The organism is Rhodococcus sp. ACS1, assembly GCF_002300155.1.
Taxonomy (GTDB): Bacteria; Actinomycetota; Actinomycetes; order Mycobacteriales; family Mycobacteriaceae; genus Rhodococcus_F; species Rhodococcus_F koreensis.
The window spans coordinates 301,518-322,569 of the sequence record NZ_NSDZ01000001.1 but is presented as its reverse complement, the minus strand read 5'-3'; the positions used below and the strand labels follow the sequence as shown (position 1 = coordinate 322,569).

The following is a 21,052-nucleotide window of genomic DNA, read 5'->3' as shown; positions in this document are numbered from 1 at the left end:
GAGACAGCAATGAACTTCACCTTCGATGCCGACCAGGAGGAACTGCGCGCAACCGTCCGCAGATTCCTGCAGGCGAAGTCGCCGGAGTCGGAGGTCCGCCGGCTGATGGAGACGGTTGAGGGCTACGACCCCGCCGTATGGCGACAGGCAGCCGAACAGATGGGCTTGCAAGGGCTTGCAATCCCCGAGGAGTTCGGAGGCGGTGGATTCGGCTACCCAGAACTGGTCCTCGTGTTTGAAGAGATGGGACGGGCGCTGTACTGCGGACCATTCTTCTCAACCGTCGCGCTCGCCACGAACCTCTTGCTGGCCGTCGACGACGACAGCGCCCGCGCGGACTACCTGCCAGGCCTCGCCTCGGGAGAAACCATCGCGACAGTCGCTCTCGCCGAACATTCCGGACGCTGGGATGCCGAGGGTGTACAGCTGAGCGCCATTGAGACGGACGATTCCTGGCAACTGACGGGCGAGAAGTTGTATGTACTCGACGGGGCGGTCGCCGACTTGATCCTCGTCGCTGCACGCACGGCGGCCGGGGTATCGGTGTTCGCGGCAGCGGCGGGGGCGCCGGGGCTCGTGGTGGAACCGCTCACAACCATGGACCAGACGCGAAAGCAGGCCCGAATCACGTTTACGCAGACGCCGGCGCGGCTGATCGGTCGGGACGGAGACGGCTGGAGCGCACTCTCGCACATGCTCGATCTGGCCGCCGTGGCCCTCGCCGCAGAGCAGGTCGGCGGCGCCCAATTCGTATTGGAGATGTCCGTCGAGTACGCGAAAACGCGAGTGCAGTTCGGCAAGCCCATCGGTACATTCCAGGCGATCAAGCACAAGTGCGCCGATATGCTGCTCGAAGTCGAGTCGGCAAAATCCGCCGCGTACTACGGCGGATGGATCGCCGCCAGCGGGGAAGACGAACTGCCGGCGGTCGCGAGCCTCGCCAAGGCCTATTGCTCCGAGGCATACCTCCATGCGGCCGCCGAGAACATCCAGATCCACGGCGGTATCGGGTTCACCTGGGAGCACCCCGCGCACCTGTATTTCAAACGTGCCAAGACGAGCGAACTGCTGTTCGGTGACCCGACCTACCATCGGGAACAACTCGCCAGCCGTATCGGAATCTGATCCGCAGTTATCGGTACACGCTCGGGCGCCTGAAGTTCTCGCACGTTGAAACCGCCTCGTCGGCCATCTGACGAGGCGGTTTCAACGTGCGACCCTCTCGGTGTCCGAGCATCCTTGCGGAACTCGCGGGATGTGCCTCGAATCCGATGACCAGCGAACGTGAATGGTCCTAACCAGCGCGACCCCGCGCGCGACGAATCGTCCGGGGAGGCGTCTGCGCTGCGCGGCGACGTCCTTTGGTATCTGCCTTCTCTCGGCGACTGCACGTGACGTGAGAGCGGAGTTCTTAAGTGGGACTATCGCTCCACTCGATTCGATTGTGATCGCTCAAAACGACTGCTGAGCACCAAACTTCAATTTCGATAATGAAGGATAGTACTTACTTGACATGTGGATCTCGGGCGTCATAGTGTGTCGTACGACACACTCGGCCTGCTGGGCTCGAGAACGACTCAGAGGAGTGGCAGTGCGAACAATCGGCCGCCGGATCGGCACAGTCATCACGGGAGCAGCACTGGTGATCAGTGCGAGCGCAGCATGTTCGAGCTCCGGAAGCAGTGCAGACAGAGGGACCACACCCCAGGAAAACATCGACAATGCGAGGGCACGGGTCGCCCAACTCGAACAGCCACCAACCGTCGACTACGACCCGGGTCCGCTCCCCGGGAACCCCGCCGGCAAGCGCATCGTCGTGGTCTTGCCGACAACCGCGAAAGGCTCGGCCAACGACGCATTGTTCCGACACGCGGCGGAACAGCTCGGCATCGAAGTGGAGATCCGCAACGTCGACACGACGTCGGAGAAGATCACAGACACGTTCGATGAGATCGCCCGCGACCCCAACCTTGACGGACTCTACGTCAACAGCCGCGATCCCAGCCTGTGGCAGGCCCAGTTCGACCAGATCGCCGGCCGCGGCGTTCCGATCGTGCTCGGCGCGATCACGGACGACCCAGCGTGGACGTCACGCTCGGTCAACGTCATGTCGTCGAGCCGGGTAGTCAAACAGATCACCGAGGACGCGGCCGACTGGATGGTGGCCGACAGCAACGGAACTGGATCAAGCGTCGTATTCACAATCCCCGTGCAGCGGACGCTGTCGGCAATCGGCGATACCTACCGCGCCCGCCTGAACGACACGTGCCCCGGATGCGGAGTCGAGGTCGTCGACGTCAAAGGTTTCTCGTCGATAGGCAAAGACCTGCCAGGCACGGTGGTCAGCTACCTGCAGTCGCATCCCGACGTCAAGTACGTCTTCCTGGCGTTCGGAGACATGGTCACAGGCGTGCCCGACGCACTGCGTGCCGCGGGCCTGAGCGACGTCAAGCTGTCCACCCAAAGCGCCGGAGCCAGCAACATCCAATACCTCAATCAGGGTACCGAGGCCGCCGACCTCGCCTACACCCATCCGTACATGGCATACGTCGCGATCGACGCGCTGGCACGGGGCATGCTCGGCGGCTCCATGCAGACGGCAGACGAGTGGTTGATGCCCACCCAGTTGCTGACCCCGGCGAATGTCGGTAGCGCCAACGTAAACCAAGAAGGAACGATCGTCCTGCCAGAGCTGGACGAGCACTTCGCCCGAATCTGGGGGAAAGGCACCCCACAATGAATGAGTCGCCTGAATCCGTGCCGCTCGCTCTCGACATCCGAAACGTCTCGAAGGCGTTCGGCGGCAACACCGTTCTCGATGCGGTAAACCTCAAAGTCCGCTCCGGAGAGATCCACGCGATCGTGGGTCAGAACGGATCCGGCAAATCCACACTCGCCAAAGTATTGTCCGGATTCCATACACCCGAACCCGGGGCCACGGCGTCGGTGTTCGGACAAGAGTCGGGCTTCCCACTCAACGCCGAGGCACGCACACGGACACACTTCGTCCACCAAGACCTCGGTCTAGTGGAGTCGCTGAGCATCCTCGACAACATAGGGTTGTCACACGGCTACCGCACCAACCGTTTCGGCAAGATTGATTGGCGCCACGCCCGCGCCCGCGTCCAGTCAGTTCTCGACGGATTCGACTTGGGCCACCTCGACCTCGAAGCGCCGATCACCACGCTGACCGCCAGTGAACGGGCGATCGTCGCAATCGCACGCGGTCTGCTGGGATGGAAAACGGAGTACGGGCTCATGGTCCTCGACGAGACGACCGCGGCACTGCCTCACGACGAGGTCGAGGTCCTGGTCAAGTCGATCCGCTCGGTTGTCGCACGAGGGGCAGGTGTCCTCTACATCACCCACCGTCTCGACGAGGTCTTCGAGTTCGCCGACCGGGTGTCAGTCATACGGGACGGACGTCTGGTCGGCACTCGCGAGACGGACGTGCTCACCCGCGAGGAACTCGTCACGATGATGATCGGGGACCGACTGTCCACGCCGCGCTCCCTGGCCACGCCGCGCTCCGGCATTGCACTGCAATGCCGCGGACTACGCACTCCCGGGCTCGAAGACATCGACATCGACGTAAGATTCGGTGAAATCGTCGGTGTGGCAGGAATGTTGGGGTCTGGCCGCGAGCTCCTCGCCGACGCAGTCTTCGGCGCCAATCCACGAACAAGTGGAGTAGTAGAGATCGCCGGGCATCCGGTCACAGCGGATTCACCTCGGCGATCGATACATCAGGGCATCGCCGTCGTCCCGAGCGACCGGCTGCGCCGCGGCGTGATACCGAATCTCACTGTTCGCGAGAACATCACACTTGCCCAACTGAGACCGCTATGGCGCCACGCGACACTCAGTCGGGCGACCGAGACGAATGAAGCCCAAAAGTGGATCGACGCAGTCGGCCTGCGACCGTCCGACCCAGAGCGAGTTATCTCGACCCTCAGCGGCGGCAACCAGCAGAAAGCCCTGCTCGCACGCGCCCTACGCCTCGACCCGAAGGTGCTCGTCCTCGACGAGCCGACCCAAGGGATCGACGTGGGCGCGAAGAGCGCCATCTACGAACTGTTGCGCGAATCGGCCGCCAACGGCACAGCGGTCCTGTTGTGTACTGCAGAGCCGGAAGACTTGCCGGACGTATGCCATCGCGTTGTCGTCATGCGCCGAGGAAAGGTCGTCGACGAGCTGTCCGGCGATCGTCTTACCCAGCACGAATTGCTTGCCTCCTGCGCTTCCTGAACACATCGAGCCGGCCCGGCACTCTCCGATAGGTCATCATGAGCGAACACCTCGTCAACGACTCCACAACGACGCCCACCACTGATCCCTTGCCCGATCACGGCGTGAAAACGCCATCGCCACCGCGGAAGACACTCTCGCACGTCCTGTCCGTACTCTCGCCGAGTAAGGTCAGCGCCCTATATGTCGCAGGTTTCGCGATGATCGTGTTCGCGGTCTGGATTCCCGACCTCTTCTACACCGAGACGACCTTCAAATCGCTCCTGTACCAGCAGGCGATCACAGCACTCGTCGCGCTGGCCTTCCTCATCCCCTACACGACGCACAACTTCGACCTGACCGTCGGCGCGACCGTCGGCGTCAGCTCTCTCGTGTGCGCGTGGCTGATGACCAGCGGGAGCGTGCCCTGGCCGGCGGCGATCGTGATCGCGCTCGCCTTCTGCTCACTGATCGGTGTGCTGAACGCATTCCTGATCACCGTCATCCGCATCGAATCGGTGATCGCAACCATTGCGACGATGTCGATGATTGAGGCAGTCGGGTCAGCCGCGTTCAACGGTCAGCAGATCTTCGGATTGCCCCAGAGCTTCCTCGCCCTCTCGCAAAATGAGATCTTCGGTGTCTCGGTAGTCTTCTACTATCTGATCATCATCGCCGTCGTGCTGTGGTACGTGCTCCGTCACACCCCACTCGGCCGCTACCTCTACGCCATTGGCGGCAACACCGAGGCGGCGCGGTTGGCCGGGTTGCAGGTACGGCGCCTGATCTTCCTGACATTCGTCGCCAGCGCGTTGCTCGCAGGAATTGCAGGCGTCCTGGTGTCCTCACGAGTGGGTACCGGAGACTTCGCAATCGGCCCGCACTATCTCTTCCCGGCGGCGGCCGCGATGTTCTTCGGCTCCACCCAGGTCAAACCGGGCACTTACAACGTGTGGGGCACACTGCTCGCCGTCTACACCCTCGCGATCGTCGTCAAAGGGCTCGAACTCGGTGGCGCGCCGTTCTGGGTGACCGAGGTAGCGAACGGAGTTGCGCTCTTGATCGCGGTCGGGTTCCAATCCGTGCGCGTGGCGCGGTCGGGGATGCCCACGTCCGGAAGCTGGATGCATCGCCTCACGCAGGTAGTAGCACCGAGCCGACGTCACTGAGGACCTCGGCAGCCACACCCAACGACGCCTCATCCCTCACCGGCAGGGATGAGGCGTCGTTTCGGTTGCTCCCTGTCGCGCGGTTTCGCCGGATGCCCCAACGACTGGCGGCACCGTCCCCATACGGAGTCGGTGCCGCCAGTTCCGCTGCAATGCTCGGTCAGGACGGTTGCGTCAGGCGCCCGTACTCGCTGCTGCCGACCAATCGGCGCCGCGCCTCGGCGTACTCGTCGACTAGCCTGTCCACGACAGCGGCGGTTGGCTGAATTGAATTGACCGCGCCGATACCCTGCCCGGCACCCCAGATATCGCGCCACGGTTTCGATTCACTGACGATACTCACCTGCGACTTCTCCGCAAAGTTCATTGCGGTCGGGTCGGAGGAGGGCAGGTTGTCGGGATCGAGACCGGCGGCGACGATGCTCGGTCGCAGATAGTTCCCATGGATGCCGGTAAACAGATTCGAATACACGATGTCGGAAGCGGTGGAGTCCACGATCATCTGCTTATACGCGATATCGGCGTTGGCCTCGTCGGTCGCTATGAAGGTCGAGCCGATGTAAGCAAGGTCCGCGCCGGCGGCTTGGGCTGCGAGTATCGCGCGCCCGTGCGAGATCGCACCAGAAAGCACGAGTGGCCCGTCAAACCATTCGCGGATCTCCTGAAGCAGTGCGAACGGCGATTGCGTGCCTGCGTGTCCGCCCGCTCCTGTTGCGACGGCAATCAGGCCATCGGCATTCTTCTCGACGGCCTTATGTGCGAATGCATTGTTGATGACATCGTGCAAGACGACCCCGCCATACGAATGGATTGCATCGTTGACCTCCGGACGGGCGCCGAGTGAGGTTATGACGATCGGGACTCGGTGACGGACGATGGTGTCCAGGTCGGAGTCGAGGCGGTCGTTGCTGCGATGCACGACCAGGTTGACTGCGTAGGGCGCGGATGGGCGGTCGGGGTGAGCGGCGTCGTGTGCCGCCAGTTCGTCCCCGATTCGGGCGAGCCAGTCTGCAAGGACGGCTTGCGGGCGCGCGTTGAGTGACGGGATGGAGCCGACGACACCGGAAGTCGATTGCGCGACCACCAGTTCGGGGCCTGACACGATGAACATCGGTGAGGCGATTACGGGCAGGCGTAGGCCTCTGCTCAGGGAGACGGGCAAACTCATCGGGGGTCCTCTCGGTCGTGGCAGGGGGATTGGCGGGGTACGCCCTCCGGTTGTGCACACGCGACTGTGACGCCGTCCGACCGGACTGATCGGGCGGACGGCGTCACAAACGGATCTGCTTAGGTCGGATCCACCGTCACGGTGTCGGTGGCGGGCCATGGAAAGTCGAGCGCGATCAAGCTTGCGCCGTCCGCGCCTGCGGTGAGCGTCGCGACATCGTCATCGTCATCGTCAGAGTGGTCCTGCCAGCCGATCGACCGGGGGCCTCTGGATTGGTCGGACGTAAGGATGTCACCCGCGAGTACGCACCACGCGCGGCCAGCCGTTGCGGACGTCGGCGGGGTAGCGTACGTCGCCCCAGCACCGAGCCGCACGAGTGTTGCCGCAAGACCGTCCTGGTCGCGAGGGAAAATCTCCACCGTCTCGTAGGTACCAGTTCCGGGGAAGTCGCTCGGTTGCCAACCATCCACAGACTTCGATAGCTGGCGCCGGCCGACGTGCGGTCGCTCGGTGCGCGCGCCCGGCATGACACCGCCATAGTTGCTGGACTTCGCCCTGATCGTTGCATATAGCAACGGCGCGTCCGGTGCGGCGGAAAACGGACCGTAGGACGAGTATGCGTCTGTGTAGTGCACAAACACCGACGGAATGGGCTTGCGCTGGAACACCGCCCCTTCGGTGCCGAAGAAGACCTGGAACTGATCGATGCGATGGAAATGTGCGGCTAGTTTGACACCTGGGTCGACTGCGTTGATGTAGATCTGCGGACCGGGCCCCTCCGCCTTGCGGTCCCCGAAGAAGACGTGGCTGTCGAAACCATGGGCATCTTCCCGGACGTAGCCGGCCTGATCGAAGGCGACGAATTTGAACACCCCAACCTCCTTTGCTGGAGTTTGTACTATACATACTTAGCTGAGCGATAGTCCAGCCTTTCGGGTCGTCCGATGTGGTACCGACAAGTTCTATCGAACCAATTCGCGCCGTTCAATGGACATCTCCGATAGTGAGTGCTAAACAAATTGCGTGGAGGATGCACACCGATGGAAACCGTGACACATGCCTGGCCGGCCACTACGGCCACGGCCCGACACCTACCGCTCGACGTGTTGGCAACTGACGTGCTCAGCGAAGAATCGCTGCCGCGCGCGTGGCGCGCGCGATGGTTGGAGAATCCCGATGCGGTGGTCGCCCGAGCGGAGGACGGCTCGCAGATTCGCGCCGAGGAACTCGAGGAACGATCCGCCGCCGTCGCGGCCCGACTGGCAGCTGCCGGTCTGGTCGCAGGTGACCGGCTCATCCTCTCGTCCGGCCCTTCGATCGACATGCTCGTGGCGTACGTTGCCGCGCACCGAATGTCCTTGGTGGTTGTGCCAGTCAACACGGCGTACGGGCCGACTGAGATCCGACACGTCGTCCAAAACACGACTCCACGCGCCGCCATCGTCGACGACAAGCGACGGGGACAACTGGTATCCGAAGCGTCGACCGAGCCGATTGTCATCACCGGATGTGATGTTCGCCTGCCGGTCAGCGGTGGGGTACCCACACTCGACGCCGCTGATCGCGACACGCCGGCGTTGATCTGTCACACCTCAGGGACGACCGGCGCACCCAAGGGTGCCGTCCTGACCAGCGGAAACCTGCTAGCGTCGGCTGAGTCGGTGCGGCAGGCCTGGCGGTGGAGCCCAGAAGACCGACTCATTCTCGCGCTGCCCCTGTTCCATCTGCACGGGCTCGGGATGGGTATCAATGGCTCGTTGGTGTCAGGAGCGTCAATAGAGTTGATTCCCAGGTTCTCCCCGGGAGCTGTCGCGGACGCGGCCCAGGCGGGCGGCACGATGTTCTTTGGCGTACCCACCATGTACCACAGGCTCGCGAATGGACCCCAACTCCCCGCGCTGCGTCGATTGAGGCTGTGCGTATCTGGATCCGCTCCACTCGCTGCGCAGCTTCATGCCCAAATCGAGAGCGGCTGCGGCCAGCGCGTCCTCGAACGGTACGGAATGACGGAGACGGTCATCACGATATCGAATCCGTATGACGGCGAGCGTAAGCCGGGAACAGTCGGGATCCCACTCCCCGGTGTCGAGGTGCGCCTCGCAACCGATGGCCTGGGCGGTGCCGGTGAGATCGAGCTGCGCGGACCGAGTGTGTTCGGTGGATACCTGAACAACCCGACTGCTACGGCGGAGTCCTTTACGGACGACGGCTGGTTCCGGACCGGTGACCTGGGGGAGTTCGACGCCGACGGCTACCTCGCCATCGTGGGGCGGTCGAAGGAGCTCATCATCTCGGGAGGCTACAACGTCTATCCCCGCGAGGTCGAGGAGGTGATTGGTCGTCATCCAGCCGTGGTCGAGGCGGCAGTCGCTGGCCGCCCGTCCGAGGAGTGGGGTGAGTCGGTCGTTGCATTTGTCGTTGCTGACGGGCTGTCCTCTGACGAGGTGATCCACTGGGCGGCAGAGCGCTTAGCACCGTACAAGCGGCCAACCGAGGTTCGTTTCGTCGACTCGCTGCCACGCAACGATCTGGGCAAGATTCGCCGCGATCAACTGCTTTCCTGAAAGGCGTCAGCATGGCGGTGTCGACCTTGACGGTGTGGTATCGGCCACTTACTGTAGTAAGTACTAACCAATCTGAATTGGGGGCGATCCGGAACTCCCGCGCCGACTCCGCGGCTAGCCGCTGGGCCGGGCGCACTGTTCGCCCTGCGATGCGGACGGGAAGCCCTAAGGAGATTGTGGTGATTCGCGACTTCTCGAAGAAGATTGTGGTGGTGTGAGCGTGATCGACAAAGAATCTACCGAGAACCCGACCAATGCCAATGCGGTGGTTCCGGTGCAAGTCGTCGGTCGAGAACACGTGGCAGTGGATGTCGTCGCGCTGGAACTGTGCCCCACAGACGGTTCACAGCTACCCCCATGGTCCCCGGGCGCACACGTGGACCTCGTACTTCCCTCCGGGCTAACCCGCCAGTACTCATTGTGCGGCAATCCAAGCCGTCTTGACACGTATCACATCGCGGTACACCGGGTCGCCAACGGCCGTGGCGGATCGATGGAGGTTCACGAGCACCTACTGCCCGGCGCGCTTGTGGGGATCCGGCCGCCACGAAACCGGTTCCCCCTGGTCAACGCAGAGAAATACGTGTTCGTTGCCGGCGGAATCGGAATCACCCCAATTTCTGCAATGGTAAGAGAGATCGAAGCACGTGGTTTGCCGTGGCGTCTTGTCTACGGGGGGCGCTCCCTCGACCGAATGGCATTCACCGATGACCTCACTGCGTTGGGTAGCGACCGCGTCGAGCTCGTCCCGCAGGACGACGCAGGATTCCCAGATCTGCGAGCGGTCGTGCGAGACGCCCCAACAGGGGCAGCAGTGTACTGCTGCGGACCAGCACCAATGCTGGCGGCGATCGAGCATGAAGTGTCCGCGACCCGCGACGACATCGAGCTACGCATCGAGCGGTTCGTAGCGCCCGACGAGCCGCAGGGGGAGCGGCAAGCGTTCGAGCTGGAACTTCGTCGGTCCGGAGTAACGGTCACTGTGCCCGCAGACCGATCGATACTTGATGTCGTGATCGACGCAATCGGCGATGTTGAATTCTCCTGTGAACAAGGCATCTGCGGGGCATGTGAAACGAAGGTACTCGCGGGGCGACCCGAACATCACGACGAATTGCTGTCCCCGGAAGAACGAGCAGAGGGCGCCACCATGATGATTTGCGTGGGACGGTCGAAGACCCCACGCCTCGTACTGGATTTGTGACAACGGAATTCGCAACGTTCGGGAGTTCACAGCCCATATGCCCGATCGTCTGTCAAAAGAAGATATCACCGAAGACTGGAGTGAAAGATGGCAGTAAAAGTCAAGTTCCATCACATCGGCATCACCGTTACAAGTCTCGAGCGCACTCTCGCGTTCTTCGAGGATGCGTTCGGCGTGGTCCCCGGGATGGCTCTGCACGTGAAGTCGGGAGCAGACACGGCTCAGGCCCTCGGCCTGCCCGAACACGAGCAGCGAGTTGCGCTCCTAGCCATCGGGGATGTGATCTTCGAGCTGATCGAGTTCCACCCTGTCCGTCGTGCCGCATTCGACGGACGTCAGGACGACATCGGCTATGCGTACCCGTGCCTGTCGGTCGAAGACATCGATGCGGCATACCACGAGTGGACGGCAAAGGGATACACGATCCACGCAAAGCCTCAGGTGACCGAACACGGACCTGTTGCGGGATCGAAATTCATGATCCTCAAGGACCCCGATGGCAAGAATATCGAGATCGTCGAGACAGGAAAGTATCTGGTGGCATCGAACATCCGCGCCGGGGAGGGCACCGCATCGCTCGACGACCCAGTCGTAATCGGCAAGCACTGATCTGCCGGAGACCGCAGCCCGGCGGCCGAAATCGGTGATGAGGCCGCGTTCGGCACGAAACCCAGACGGGCACAGTCGATGATCGAGGAGGCTCTCGACTCGGGTGTGCCTTTCGGGTGGTCGAGCAACCTGCCACCGGATGGCAGCCGGATTGACTGCATCGACGCCGACTTCGACCCGTTCGTCCTTGGCGTCGAATCGGTCAACCGGTCACAGATTGTGCTGTAGATCGGGGCGTAATTCCGCGAATGCGCTGTCGAGTACGGTGAACACTAGCACCGCCCTTCGCCGTCTGACGCCGAGCTCGGTGGTGGCCGGCGATGCACAGTTTGGCGTTGACGGGAAGGGCGACAGCCGGATCGACGCGCTGCTGTGCAAGTGGCTGGCGATTCTCCGCTGGGTCATTGCACCGATGCCGATCGGGATGTCGGCTACCGCTACGACCTGTCCATCCTGCAGGCGGAGTTCTCCCTGATGCAGATGTTCGACGCCCCCGGCCTCGGGACGGGTCGATCTCTTCGTCGCCGCAGCACAATTCGAAGCCTGAAACACATCAAGCAGCCAAACACGACCCGAACACCGAAAACTTGACCCAGAATCTGGCTACGCCGATTCCCGCTATAGCTGAGTTTCTCAGCTACTTGGGGTTGCACTACGCCGTCCGACATGATGACGGCATCCTGAACAGCACCAGAAGCCCTCTAGAACAAGGCAATACACATATCGGTACGTTGCGGAGATGCACCGACTCCACGGTGGGCGTCCTGCGCGCCGCGCGGATGGTGAGAACACATCGATCGGCGAGCGCGTTAAAAGAACAGGTCGGATCCAAGTAGGGTTCAGAGTCCGGTGAATAAGATGCGTAGCCTGTCGACGTTGATTACACGCGCGCGGGTAGGGAAGACCTTCTCAACGAGAACCCGATGGACTTCGGGGTCCATGTCGGCGACGGCGTCGCTGAGGACGTACACGCCATAATCGCGGTCCGCCATGTCTGCGACTGTGCTGAGTACGACACCGCCCGTGCTGATCCCGGCAAGTACGACGGTAGTGATGCCCCGACGCGTGAGTTGGTCATCGAGGTCGGTGGTGGACAGCGCCCCGATCCGTGTTTTGCGGACGACCAGATCACCCGGCGCAGGGGTCACGCGGCTGTGGATCCCCGTAGACGGGTCGCCCTCGACCAGCAGCTTCGTCCCGGCAATGGCGGTGAATGTGATGTTCGTTGGTGGAACGGCGGTGCGGTCCCGTTCGGTCAGCGCCACCCGCACATAACCTACCGTGGCGCCTGCGGACCGCGCGCAAGTGATCGCCCGGAAAACGGAGTCGAGCAACGGCTGCGGATCGGGCAATGACTCGACGATACCGTCCTGGATGTCGAGGACAAGTAGCGCGGTAGACCGCGGATCCAGCCCTGTCTTCCTGGTCGTCATGAACCTTCCTTGGGCATTCTATGGTGCAGCCCGACCTGAGCATGGGACCGTGCTGACCTGATTTCGGCCATTGTCATGGGACCATTCGGATTGCATGTCATGGGACCACTCGGCGCGGCCCGTCGGAGTCCCTTCGGATGGGTCGTTTGATCGTCGCGTCGGTATTCCCGGCAACGGAGGGACGGGCATCGCGTTTCGAGAGGCCAATGATCGGCACGTCAAAGATGTGCTCCAGGGTCTGGATCGGATGCCCGGATCCAGCCCACCAGCGGTTGGGCACGATTGCGGCGCAGTGCTAGGCGGACCGTAAGACCGCGCCTGGCATGTCGAGGCCGCGCAGGCCGCGGGTCTGCAGCACACCGACGGGAATCGAGGCGCTGGACGATGGCTGATCGGGGCGGTGACCGCGGCGACGCGGCACGATCTGTCCGAACGGGCACGGTGCCGCTGGAGATCAACAGTTGCGATTCGAGGACCAGATCCGGACGCGGGTGGCAGGCGCCCGCGCGCATCCAACAGTGACGATCACCAACCGCCAGCCGGGTACTCCCGGCGAATCGCGCGGCAACGGACACTGCGCGTATGCGTTCAGCCGACGTCCTCCCATCAAGGACGAGAGCCCGAGCCGCCACGAGATGAAGGCGGACGGGGCCAGTATGTCCCTGGCGCTGGTGCCCAATGGCGATGTGACACCACAGTCTTATCCCGCCCGTCCATCCACCTCGGCAGCGAACATACGGTGCTCGATGCCGGTGATCGTGAATCAGCTAGTGGGAAGCCCTCGCGCGGTGCGGAGCTCGTCGATCAAGTGGTACATGTCGGACCGTTCGTCGCGATCGGCAAGCCGGTGCTCGGTGCGGTTGCGACCGCGCTCGATGTGCCCCTCAGCACGGCTCCAGTGATGGACGTAAACATCGCGCATTCCATGCTCTGACCCCAGAGCAATGATCTCGACGTGATCGGGGTCGGTCAGGTGGGCGATGTGGTCGTCCTCGGTCTCCCAAACCTCGGTGAGCACGCGTGCCTGCGGGTCACGCGGGTCATGCAGTACCTGGTACATGACATTTCCGGGTAATGCGCGCTGCTTGTCAGCCAAGGGCAGTAGCCAATTATCGAACGCCTGCCCGTCTCCTTCGACGCGAAAGCGCGACAGTGTGATGTACACGAACGTTTCTCCTTTGTTGTCCTCGACGGATTCTCGTCGAGCCTGATTGGTGGGTTCGATCGAGCGGTGTTGCAGTACGGCGCCGGCCCACAGTGACCACTCGTGCCGCTGTGGCTCGGGTGTGCTGCGGGCCGGTGTGCATTACTCCGCGTCGGCGAACAGCTCTGTCGGCCGCCACGCGCGGCCGCCGGCACGGAGGTTGACCAGCCGGCTGGTCCGGAAGTTCTGATATCCCGCTGCCCCGGTCACCGAACCGATTCCGGAATCCTTGTGTGGATCTCGCGGTGCAAGCAGATTCGTGGTGTACCCGTTGATCGTGACGCTGCCCGTGTCCAACTGTGCGGCGACTACCCGGGCCCGCTCGTCGTCGCGGGAGAACACGCTCCCGCCGAGCCCAAAGGGGGAGTCGTTCGCAATAGCGACCGCCTCGTCGACGTGATCGTATGGCAGGATCGTCACCACCGGACCGAAGATCTCCTCGCGGGCGATCGACATCGAGTTTTCTCCCACGAACAACGCCGGCGTCACATACCACCCCTGCGCCGGCTCGGTCGGCCGTTCGCCACCGAAGACCAACCGGCCGCCCTCCTCCCGGCCCGCGCGGACTCGTTGCAGAACCCTCTGATGATGTTCGCGGGTGGCCATCGGGCCCATCGTCGTCGTGTCCGCGAGCGGATCACCCACGACGACGCTGTTGGCCTTCACACGGAGCATCTCGACGACATCGTCGACCGCGTGAGCGGGAATCACGAGGCGGGACAACGCACTGCAGATCTGGCCGGAATTGAAATACACGCTTGCCGCGACGCTGTCCACCGCGAGTTGCAGATCGGCATCGTCGAGCACGACCGCCGCTGACTTGCCACCGAGTTCGAGAACCACGCGCTTGAGGTTGCGCCCACACAGCTCGGCCACGCGCCGTCCCACCCCGGTGCCACCGGTGAACACGACCAGGTCCACCCCGGGGTGTTCCACCAGGTGCTCGGCGACCGACGGATCGGCCGCGAGGACGCTGTAGACGCCTTTCGGCAGGCCTGCGAGCTCGAGGGCCCGCGCCCACTCCACCACCGCAAACGGTGCGGTCGGTGGCGGCTTACTGATCACGCTACAACCGGCCAGCAAGGCTTGCGCGGACTTCATCATCGTGGCTGTAAATGGACTGTTCCACGGAACGATGTCCACCACCACACCCGCGGGATCGCGCTGGATCTCGAAGTCCCACAACCCAGTGCCTGGCTCGACGTCGGGAACGGATCGGGCCAGCTCACCCATCCCACGGACGACGTCGAGGACGACGCCCGTCATCATCCGCGTCACCTGGACCGGTGCGCCCATCTCATGCGCGGCGATCTCGGCGATCACGCCTGCTCGTTCGGCGATGAGGCCGCAGGCACGGTTAATAATGGAAACCCGCTCGGCAACGGGAGTTGTACGCCACGTGCCCGTCTCGAATGCTCGGCGAGCCGCAGCGACAGCGGCGTCAGCGTCGGCGATCGTCGGGACGACGGCGTGCGCGTAGTCCTGTTCGGTGGCCGGCGCGACAAGAGGTGTCGTCGCCGCGGTCGACCGGGACGTCCACTCACCCCCGATGTAGAGGCCGCCGCTGTTGTGAGCAATCGCGGATGCGACCGACTCGGGTCGCTCGGCGACCGTGGAGTCCTGGACCGTCATGCGTTCATCACCTCGGATTCAGGGATCGTCGAGAACCGCTCAAAGGCGGTGTGTCGACGACCGTTCAGGCGGGGGGAGTTGTCCTGCCGTCGGACCGACGTCGGGCGCGATACCAGGCATCGGATCATGATCCGACCACTGCCACGCCGCGGATCTCGCCGAACTCACGTTCGCTTAGCTGCCACGACGAGCCGCCGTCAGTAGTGGTCGCGACCTGTCCGAACAGCGTGACCGCAGCGAGCACGTTGGAGTCGTGCGGGTGTCCGGCGATCTTCCACACCACCGAGCGCAGGACTGGGCTGACCGGCCGCCAGGTGAGGCCGCCGTCCTCGCTGCGGTGGATGCCACCCAACGACCCGTGGTCCGGTGGGCGACGGCCCACGCCCACGATCAGCACGGAAGGATCGGCGGCGTTGGCGTGCAGGCTGCGGGTATAGAAAAGTGATGACTCGTACGTGTCGTCGACCGGGTACCGCGTGCACCGCCACGTCTGATTGCCGTCGTCGGATGCAAAGAACCCGATCGGGGTGGCAACGAAAACGCTGCGCCTTCCGTCGGCGCTGCGTCCGGCAACTACATCATGTATGTCGGCGTGGCGTTCGTCCTTCCAGATCTCACCCTCACCGAGGAGCGACTTGCCTCCGGATACCTCGAATCGTCGCCAGCTCCCGCCTCCATCAGTGCTGTGGTAGAGCCCGTCAATCTCGACCGACACCCAGATCTCCCCGGGGACATCGGTGTATCGGATCGCAGTCACCCGGGTCGCACCGATGCTGCACTCGAGCGACACTCCGACGGGAAGTTCGGTCCAGGTGGCGCCGCCGTCGGTGCTGCGGAAGACTCCCCCCGGCCGTGTGCCGGCCAAGATTGTCTGTGGAGAGTGCGGGTCGATTGCCAGGCTGAGGACCTGCCTACCCGGGGCTGGAACACCTACGTACTGGTACGTTTCGCCGCGGTCGACGCTCCGGGCCAGAATGTCTTCGCCACGTTCGTTATCGATCGTCGCCCATACCGCGCCGGAATCGTCAGGGGACGCGGTTATCGCCCGGACGCACAGTTCGTAGGGATACTTCGGATTGTCGCAATGCGACAGGATCCAGCTCTTGCCACCATCGTGACTCGTCCACAGCCCGGCTCCTGTCGTGGCCAGACAGATCGAATAGTCCACCACACCCTCATTTCTCCGAGAAACACGTCTTCGGTGTTCCGACCCAGTCGGCCGAAACGACCCTTATCAGGTAAAGGTAAGTAGATACTCTATATACTCGCCGTGATGGAGGTGCAAGCCTTGCATCAACGGGTCATTCTAGTATAGTCGTTACTTACTTGGTAGGAAGTTCTTTGGTCCAAAGCGCCGAAGCGGCATTGCCTGATCGGGCGGCGATCACTACAGATCTCGGCGACCCGAGGTCGGTTCCCGCACTCGAGAGGGCCTCGGCGATCTGTCGGTGCGGGGTCCTATCGCCCCACTCGCCGTCCGAGCGGTTCGCATCTCGTCAGTCAGGTCCGAGTTCGAACGGCGTCCGGATAGCGGCGTGACGCATAGTTGGACACGGTACTCGGCAACGCGCTCGAGCCACGACAACAATGGAGTTGAATCGTGAAGTTGATAGCAGGGCAGGTTGCGGTCGTCACCGGTGGCGCAAGCGGTATCGGCTTCGCACTGTGTGAGCAATTCGCGCAGCGCGGCCTCGACGTCGTGATTAGCGACATCGATGAGGCGGCACTCGCATCCGCCGCGGAACAGCTCGTCGGGCAGCCCGGTAGGGTCCTGACAGTCCCTACCGACGTGACCGATCCGGAGGCGGTCGATCGCCTCGCCGCTAGGACGCTCGAGCACTTCGGCCGAGTGGATGTGGTCTGCAACAACGCCGGCACCGTCGGCAAGAACATGCCCCTGTGGGAATTCGAGCACGTGGAGTGGAAGTGGCTCCTCGGCGTGGACATGTGGGGCGTCATCCACGGGATCTCCTCCTTCGTGCCACATCTGGTATCCCAAGGCTCCGGTCACGTCATCAACACCGCATCAATGGCGGGAATTGCGAGTGTCCCCCTCAACGGCCCATACAACGCAGCCAAGCACGCAGTCGTGTCGATCTCCGAGACACTCGCGCTAGACCTTGCCGAGCGAGGTGTCGACGTCGGCGTCACCGTCCTGTGCCCGGGGCCGACACTGACTCGATTGATGACGGACGGTCCGCGGGACCGCCCCGCACACCTCAGGCCCAAAGCGGACCGAGGGGTTGACCCGCGCTCAAACCCCGGAACCTTCGCGGCGTCCACCGGGCAGCTCGCCCAGGCATCAGAGGTGGCTCAAGCGACTGTGGCAGCTGTAGAAGAGGGACGATTCCTGCTCGCCCCCCATCCAGGATCGCGCGACCGATTCGATCAGCGAATCGAGAGGTGGCGTGCCGATCTTACGGGTTGAGCACAGGCCCCACGATCACTGCCCTGAGGCGAACGGCCGGGGCGACACAACACAGCAAACACAGCAAAATGGATACAGCACCAGAGGGAGAGTCATGGGAAGGTTGACGGACAAGGTCGCACTCGTGAGCGGCGTCGCGCGTGGGCAGGGTCGCTCACACGCGCTCCGTCTTGTGTCGGAGGGTGTTTCGATCATCGGGTTCGACGGACTGTGCACGTACGACACCGTCCCCTACAAGCAGGCCACCCAAGAAGATCTCGATGAGACGGTCAGGTTGGTCGAGGCCGCCGGAGGCAAAATCGTCGCGGGCAGGGCCGACGTCCGCGATCGTGAGCAGATCACCGCAATTGTGGATCAGGGACTCAGCATGTTCGGCAAGATCGATATCGTGATCGCCAACGCGGGGATCGGTATCAACTCGCTGCCGTTCTGGAAGGTGTCGCAGCAAGAATGGGATGATGTTCTCGCAGTATGCCTGACCGGAGTATGGAACACGGTCTCAGCAGCGGTCCCTTCGATGATCGACGCGGGCCGTGGTGGCTCAATCGTAATGACAAGCTCGGCGGCCGCGATCAAGGCCGCCCCCCAGCTGGCTCCATACATTGCGGCGAAAACCGGAGTCATCGGAATGATGAAATCGATGGCCAATGATCTCGCGCCACACAAGATTCGAATCAACTGTGTCGCCCCAACTGCTGTCCCCACCGACTTCGTTCTGAACGATCGGCTGTATCAAATCTTCTGCCCAGATAAGGAGAACCCGACCGTCGACGACGCCGCAAACGTGATGCGCAAGATGCATCCCCTCGATGAGCCCTGGATCGAGCCGGCCGATATCTCCGCGGCAGTAGCCTATCTCGCATCCGACGAGGCACGTTATGTCACGGGCATCGTGCTGCCAGTGGACCTGGGTCTATCATTCGCTTGGTAGACCGCGAACCAATCGCAGACGCCCTGTGCCGTAATCCGATTCGATGATCGGAAGCACAGGGCGTCCGCAATTGGTCAAGCTCGTGGTGCGAGGCCGTCGTGCTCGGTACCGACGAGGAACACCCCAACTCGAGCGACCTGATCCGTGTGGTTGCGCCATCCGTGCATGGTCCCGTTCTGCACCACGCTGTCACCCTGCTTGAGGTGCAACTCGACGCCGTCGGAAAGTTCGAGCCAGACCTCGCCCTCGATCACCACGCAGCAGTCGACTGACGCGGTGGTATGCATTCCCGGCCTTTCGCCCTCCGCGAGATGCACGTTCTCAACGTTATCGGTTGCGTCGTCGGCCTTCCCATCGGGCAGAACCACCATCTGAACGAATCTGATCCCGCCCACCGGAGGGAAGGGCACGACACTGTCGTCGGCACTACCATCGTCCGGAAAGTGCGGCAACGAATCGGCACCCCAGAGTAGGTGGAAGTTGGTTCCCGCAGAAGGGACCGGAAATCGGCGCACCTGCCGATCGTCACGAACTACACTACGTCCCCGGTCGTCGTGGCCCGTCACTACAACTCGGACCCCATCTGTCATGTTCGATACCACTTTCCATCCCTTCGTCAATTGTGTTCGCTACGCAAGCTGGCCCAGTCTGTAGGAATTCGGACGTGCGAAAGGTCGAGTTCATCAATCGACGCGCAGCCGAGAAACGCCAGCGCACGCTGGATATCATCCTGAAGGATGTCGAGGACACGCCCGACGCCGGCGGCGCCACCAGCAGCGAGACCCATCACATAGGCGCGGCCGACGAGAACGGCGTCAGCACCCAACGCCACCGCCTTGACAACATCGTTTCCGGAGCGGATTCCACCGTCGATAAGTACCGGTACTTGTCCACCTACCGCTTCCACGACTTCCCGCAGCACGCTGAGAGTGGCAGGAACACCGTCGAGGGTGAGTCCGCCGTGGTTGGAGACGACGATCGCTGCGGCGCCGAGATCAACTGCTCGTCGTGCGTCGTCGGCCGTCATTATGCCCTTGACGACGATCGGCCCGCGCCACAGCTCGGACATCCAACGTAGGTCATCCCATGCAAGCGGACGTGCCTTGGGGTCGGGGGTTGCTCCGACGGCCCGATTCGCGACGCCCAAACGCATTCCATCGCGCACAAACTTTGCAGTCCAACGCGGGTGCCGGATGAGGTCGGGCGCAAATCCGACGACCGTCCGGGCGTTCAATCGAATCGGTGGAACTTTGGGTCGTAGCGCTGAATCTACAGTGACAACGAGCGCGTGGTAGCCCAATTCGTCCACCATGGCGATCTGCTTCTCGGCGCCATCTCGACCTCCGATCGCAGTTGTGACCTGGGACCATAGTGGTGTGGAACCGGAGCTCGATGCAAGCTCGTTGAAGGAGTGTCCCGAGGCCGGGCTGATAGCGCAGATTGTGCCGAACCGTCCAGCTGCGTCCACTGCTGCGGCGGCCCCCTCGGGGTGCTGCAGCCTGAGGGCGCCGACCGGCGCCAACAACACCGGTGCAGTGATCTGAACGCCGAGAATGGTCGTCGATGTCGCGCGGCTCGGCTGGACGGTCGCCGCTCGTGGGCGGAATGTCACGTCACCGTATGCCTGCCCGTTTGCGAGCATCGTTCGGCTCTCGCCAGCACCGCTATTGAGGCGGAGGTACATCGCGCGGGGAAGGACTTTGCGCGCCAGGGCCTCTGCTTCGGCGACCGAATCGAACTGCCAGCGATACGGGAGGCGATAGTCGCCCTGAGTGCGCCCTCGACGGTCAATGGACAACTCGTACCTCCCAGCATGAAACTACAATGATAGTGAGTACTATACAGTGTTACTGCCTCGATGCCTACGCAAATGGGGTGTGCGGAGCGTCGGCGACAGACTTCTTCGATCCGGTGCTGATTGGAATCTGGGGTCGCCGTGTGTGAGCAGGCGTGTGTCATCTGAACCGAGCTTCGGTGTGTGGGGTGAGCTGGGGGAAATCGCGGCGAAGCACGGATTGGTGTAGTCCGGAGTGACGTGTGTCGTTGGCGGGTTTCCGCTGTGAGGCCGAACGGTTGCCATAGGGCGAGCTAGCCGGCCACGTTGTATGTAGCCAAGGTGTCACGTAGGTACACGACCCGCTTCGGTCGGCGGTCGGTCTCCTACCTGGTGCACCGCAGTTTCCGTGTCGGCGGGAAGGTCCGGCACGAGACGATCCTGAACCTGTCCGCGCGTCCGGGCGGGGCGATAGAGACGGTGCGCGGCACCGGTCCGGCGCCGCGCCGGTGACGACCGGGGCGGTGGAGCTGACCCGGTGAGGTTGCCCCCTTGGAGTGGACACCCCTGACAATGGTTCTAGGAGAGCCAGGAGGGATGTCGAAGTGGGACGCCGTCTCCATGAGTCGGCGGACCCCCGATTCGGGAGTCCTCGCTTCGAGGAAACGACACACGGACGTTCGCAGTTCATCTTGTTCTGCATCGAAGG

18 protein-coding genes are annotated in these 21,052 nt (G+C 62.8%); 10 read left to right on the top strand and 8 right to left on the bottom strand.

All coding sequences use genetic code 11. From position 1 onward, the window contains the following. Window positions 1-9 precede the first annotated feature (9 nt). The 4 genes from CJ179_RS01480 to CJ179_RS01465 all read left to right on the top strand — a co-directional run bounded on the left by CJ179_RS01480 (window position 10) and on the right by CJ179_RS01465 (window position 5,396). Window positions 10-1,125 carry an acyl-CoA dehydrogenase family protein gene (locus tag CJ179_RS01480; RefSeq protein ID WP_095860521.1) on the top strand — a complete coding sequence of 372 codons (1,116 nt, stop codon included), beginning with the start codon at window positions 10-12 and terminating at the stop codon, window positions 1,123-1,125. A 466-nt stretch (window positions 1,126-1,591) separates the two neighbouring features. Then, on the top strand, window positions 1,592-2,740 hold the full coding sequence (locus CJ179_RS01475; protein ID WP_179377500.1) for a substrate-binding domain-containing protein: 1,149 nt from the start codon (window positions 1,592-1,594) through the stop codon (window positions 2,738-2,740). After that, entirely contained in the window at window positions 2,737-4,248 is a 1,512-nt protein-coding gene (locus CJ179_RS01470; RefSeq protein ID WP_095860519.1) for a sugar ABC transporter ATP-binding protein, read from the top strand. Before CJ179_RS01475 ends, CJ179_RS01470 begins: the two co-directional genes overlap by 4 nt. Before the next feature lie 38 nt (window positions 4,249-4,286). Then, entirely contained in the window at window positions 4,287-5,396 is a 1,110-nt protein-coding gene (locus CJ179_RS01465) for an ABC transporter permease (RefSeq protein ID WP_095860518.1), read from the top strand. Between the two features lie 160 nt (window positions 5,397-5,556). Here the strand turns inward: CJ179_RS01465 and CJ179_RS01460 are convergent, their stop codons facing one another. Both CJ179_RS01460 and CJ179_RS01455 read right to left on the bottom strand, forming a co-directional pair. Continuing rightward, complete coding sequence (locus CJ179_RS01460) at window positions 5,557-6,564, bottom strand: nitronate monooxygenase family protein (RefSeq protein WP_095860517.1); 1,008 nt, start codon at window positions 6,562-6,564, stop codon at window positions 5,557-5,559. A 119-nt stretch (window positions 6,565-6,683) separates the two neighbouring features. After that, window positions 6,684-7,436 (bottom strand): hypothetical protein, encoded by a 753-nt coding sequence (locus CJ179_RS01455; protein WP_095860516.1) that lies wholly within the window; start codon window positions 7,434-7,436, stop codon window positions 6,684-6,686. Window positions 7,437-7,604: 168 nt separating this feature from the next. On the opposite strand from CJ179_RS01455, the gene CJ179_RS01450 reads away from it, so the two are divergent. The 3 genes from CJ179_RS01450 (at window position 7,605) to CJ179_RS01440 (ending at window position 10,941) form a co-directional block, all read left to right on the top strand. After that, the gene (locus tag CJ179_RS01450; RefSeq protein WP_095860515.1) at window positions 7,605-9,128 is read left to right on the top strand and encodes an AMP-binding protein; all 1,524 of its coding nucleotides are present in this window, start codon (window positions 7,605-7,607) and stop codon (window positions 9,126-9,128) included. Window positions 9,129-9,342: 214 nt separating this feature from the next. Beyond that, window positions 9,343-10,332 carry a PDR/VanB family oxidoreductase gene (locus CJ179_RS01445; protein WP_257015243.1) on the top strand — a complete coding sequence of 330 codons (990 nt, stop codon included), beginning with the start codon at window positions 9,343-9,345 and terminating at the stop codon, window positions 10,330-10,332. Between the two features lie 87 nt (window positions 10,333-10,419). Further along, window positions 10,420-10,941, top strand: a complete 522-nt coding sequence (locus CJ179_RS01440; protein WP_095860514.1) for a VOC family protein — start codon at window positions 10,420-10,422, stop codon at window positions 10,939-10,941. 839 nt (window positions 10,942-11,780) lie between these two features. Here CJ179_RS01440 and CJ179_RS01430 read toward each other — a convergent pair. The 4 genes from CJ179_RS01430 to CJ179_RS01415 form a co-directional block, all read right to left on the bottom strand. Then, a complete protein-coding gene (locus CJ179_RS01430; RefSeq protein ID WP_095860513.1) occupies window positions 11,781-12,374 on the bottom strand; it encodes a cysteine hydrolase family protein in 594 nt (197 codons plus the stop codon). A gap of 763 nt (window positions 12,375-13,137) precedes the next feature. Beyond that, complete coding sequence (locus CJ179_RS01425) at window positions 13,138-13,539, bottom strand: putative quinol monooxygenase (protein ID WP_179377498.1); 402 nt, start codon at window positions 13,537-13,539, stop codon at window positions 13,138-13,140. 141 nt (window positions 13,540-13,680) lie between these two features. Further along, complete coding sequence (locus tag CJ179_RS01420) at window positions 13,681-15,210, bottom strand: aldehyde dehydrogenase family protein (protein WP_095860511.1); 1,530 nt, start codon at window positions 15,208-15,210, stop codon at window positions 13,681-13,683. Window positions 15,211-15,334: 124 nt separating this feature from the next. Next, window positions 15,335-16,075 carry a hypothetical protein gene (locus tag CJ179_RS01415; protein WP_143548863.1) on the bottom strand — a complete coding sequence of 247 codons (741 nt, stop codon included), beginning with the start codon at window positions 16,073-16,075 and terminating at the stop codon, window positions 15,335-15,337. Window positions 16,076-16,810: 735 nt separating this feature from the next. Here CJ179_RS01415 and CJ179_RS01410 point away from each other — a divergent pair. Further along, complete coding sequence (locus CJ179_RS01410) at window positions 16,811-17,638, top strand: SDR family NAD(P)-dependent oxidoreductase (RefSeq protein WP_179377496.1); 828 nt, start codon at window positions 16,811-16,813, stop codon at window positions 17,636-17,638. 94 nt (window positions 17,639-17,732) lie between these two features. Further along, window positions 17,733-18,569, top strand: coding sequence for a mycofactocin-coupled SDR family oxidoreductase (locus tag CJ179_RS01405; RefSeq protein WP_095860508.1), 837 nt, complete (start codon window positions 17,733-17,735; stop codon window positions 18,567-18,569). 74 nt (window positions 18,570-18,643) lie between these two features. Here CJ179_RS01405 and CJ179_RS01400 read toward each other — a convergent pair whose 3' ends face one another. Further along, window positions 18,644-19,189 carry a cupin domain-containing protein gene (locus tag CJ179_RS01400; protein ID WP_257015240.1) on the bottom strand — a complete coding sequence of 182 codons (546 nt, stop codon included), beginning with the start codon at window positions 19,187-19,189 and terminating at the stop codon, window positions 18,644-18,646. Further along, window positions 19,186-20,367, bottom strand: a complete 1,182-nt coding sequence (locus CJ179_RS01395; protein WP_095860506.1) for an alpha-hydroxy acid oxidase — start codon at window positions 20,365-20,367, stop codon at window positions 19,186-19,188. The genes CJ179_RS01400 and CJ179_RS01395 overlap by 4 nt, the downstream gene beginning before the upstream one ends. A gap of 318 nt (window positions 20,368-20,685) precedes the next feature. Here CJ179_RS01395 and CJ179_RS51225 point away from each other — a divergent pair, with 318 nt between their 5' ends. Next, window positions 20,686-20,856, top strand: coding sequence for a hypothetical protein (locus tag CJ179_RS51225; RefSeq protein ID WP_179377495.1), 171 nt, complete (start codon window positions 20,686-20,688; stop codon window positions 20,854-20,856). Window positions 20,857-21,052 lie beyond the last annotated feature (196 nt).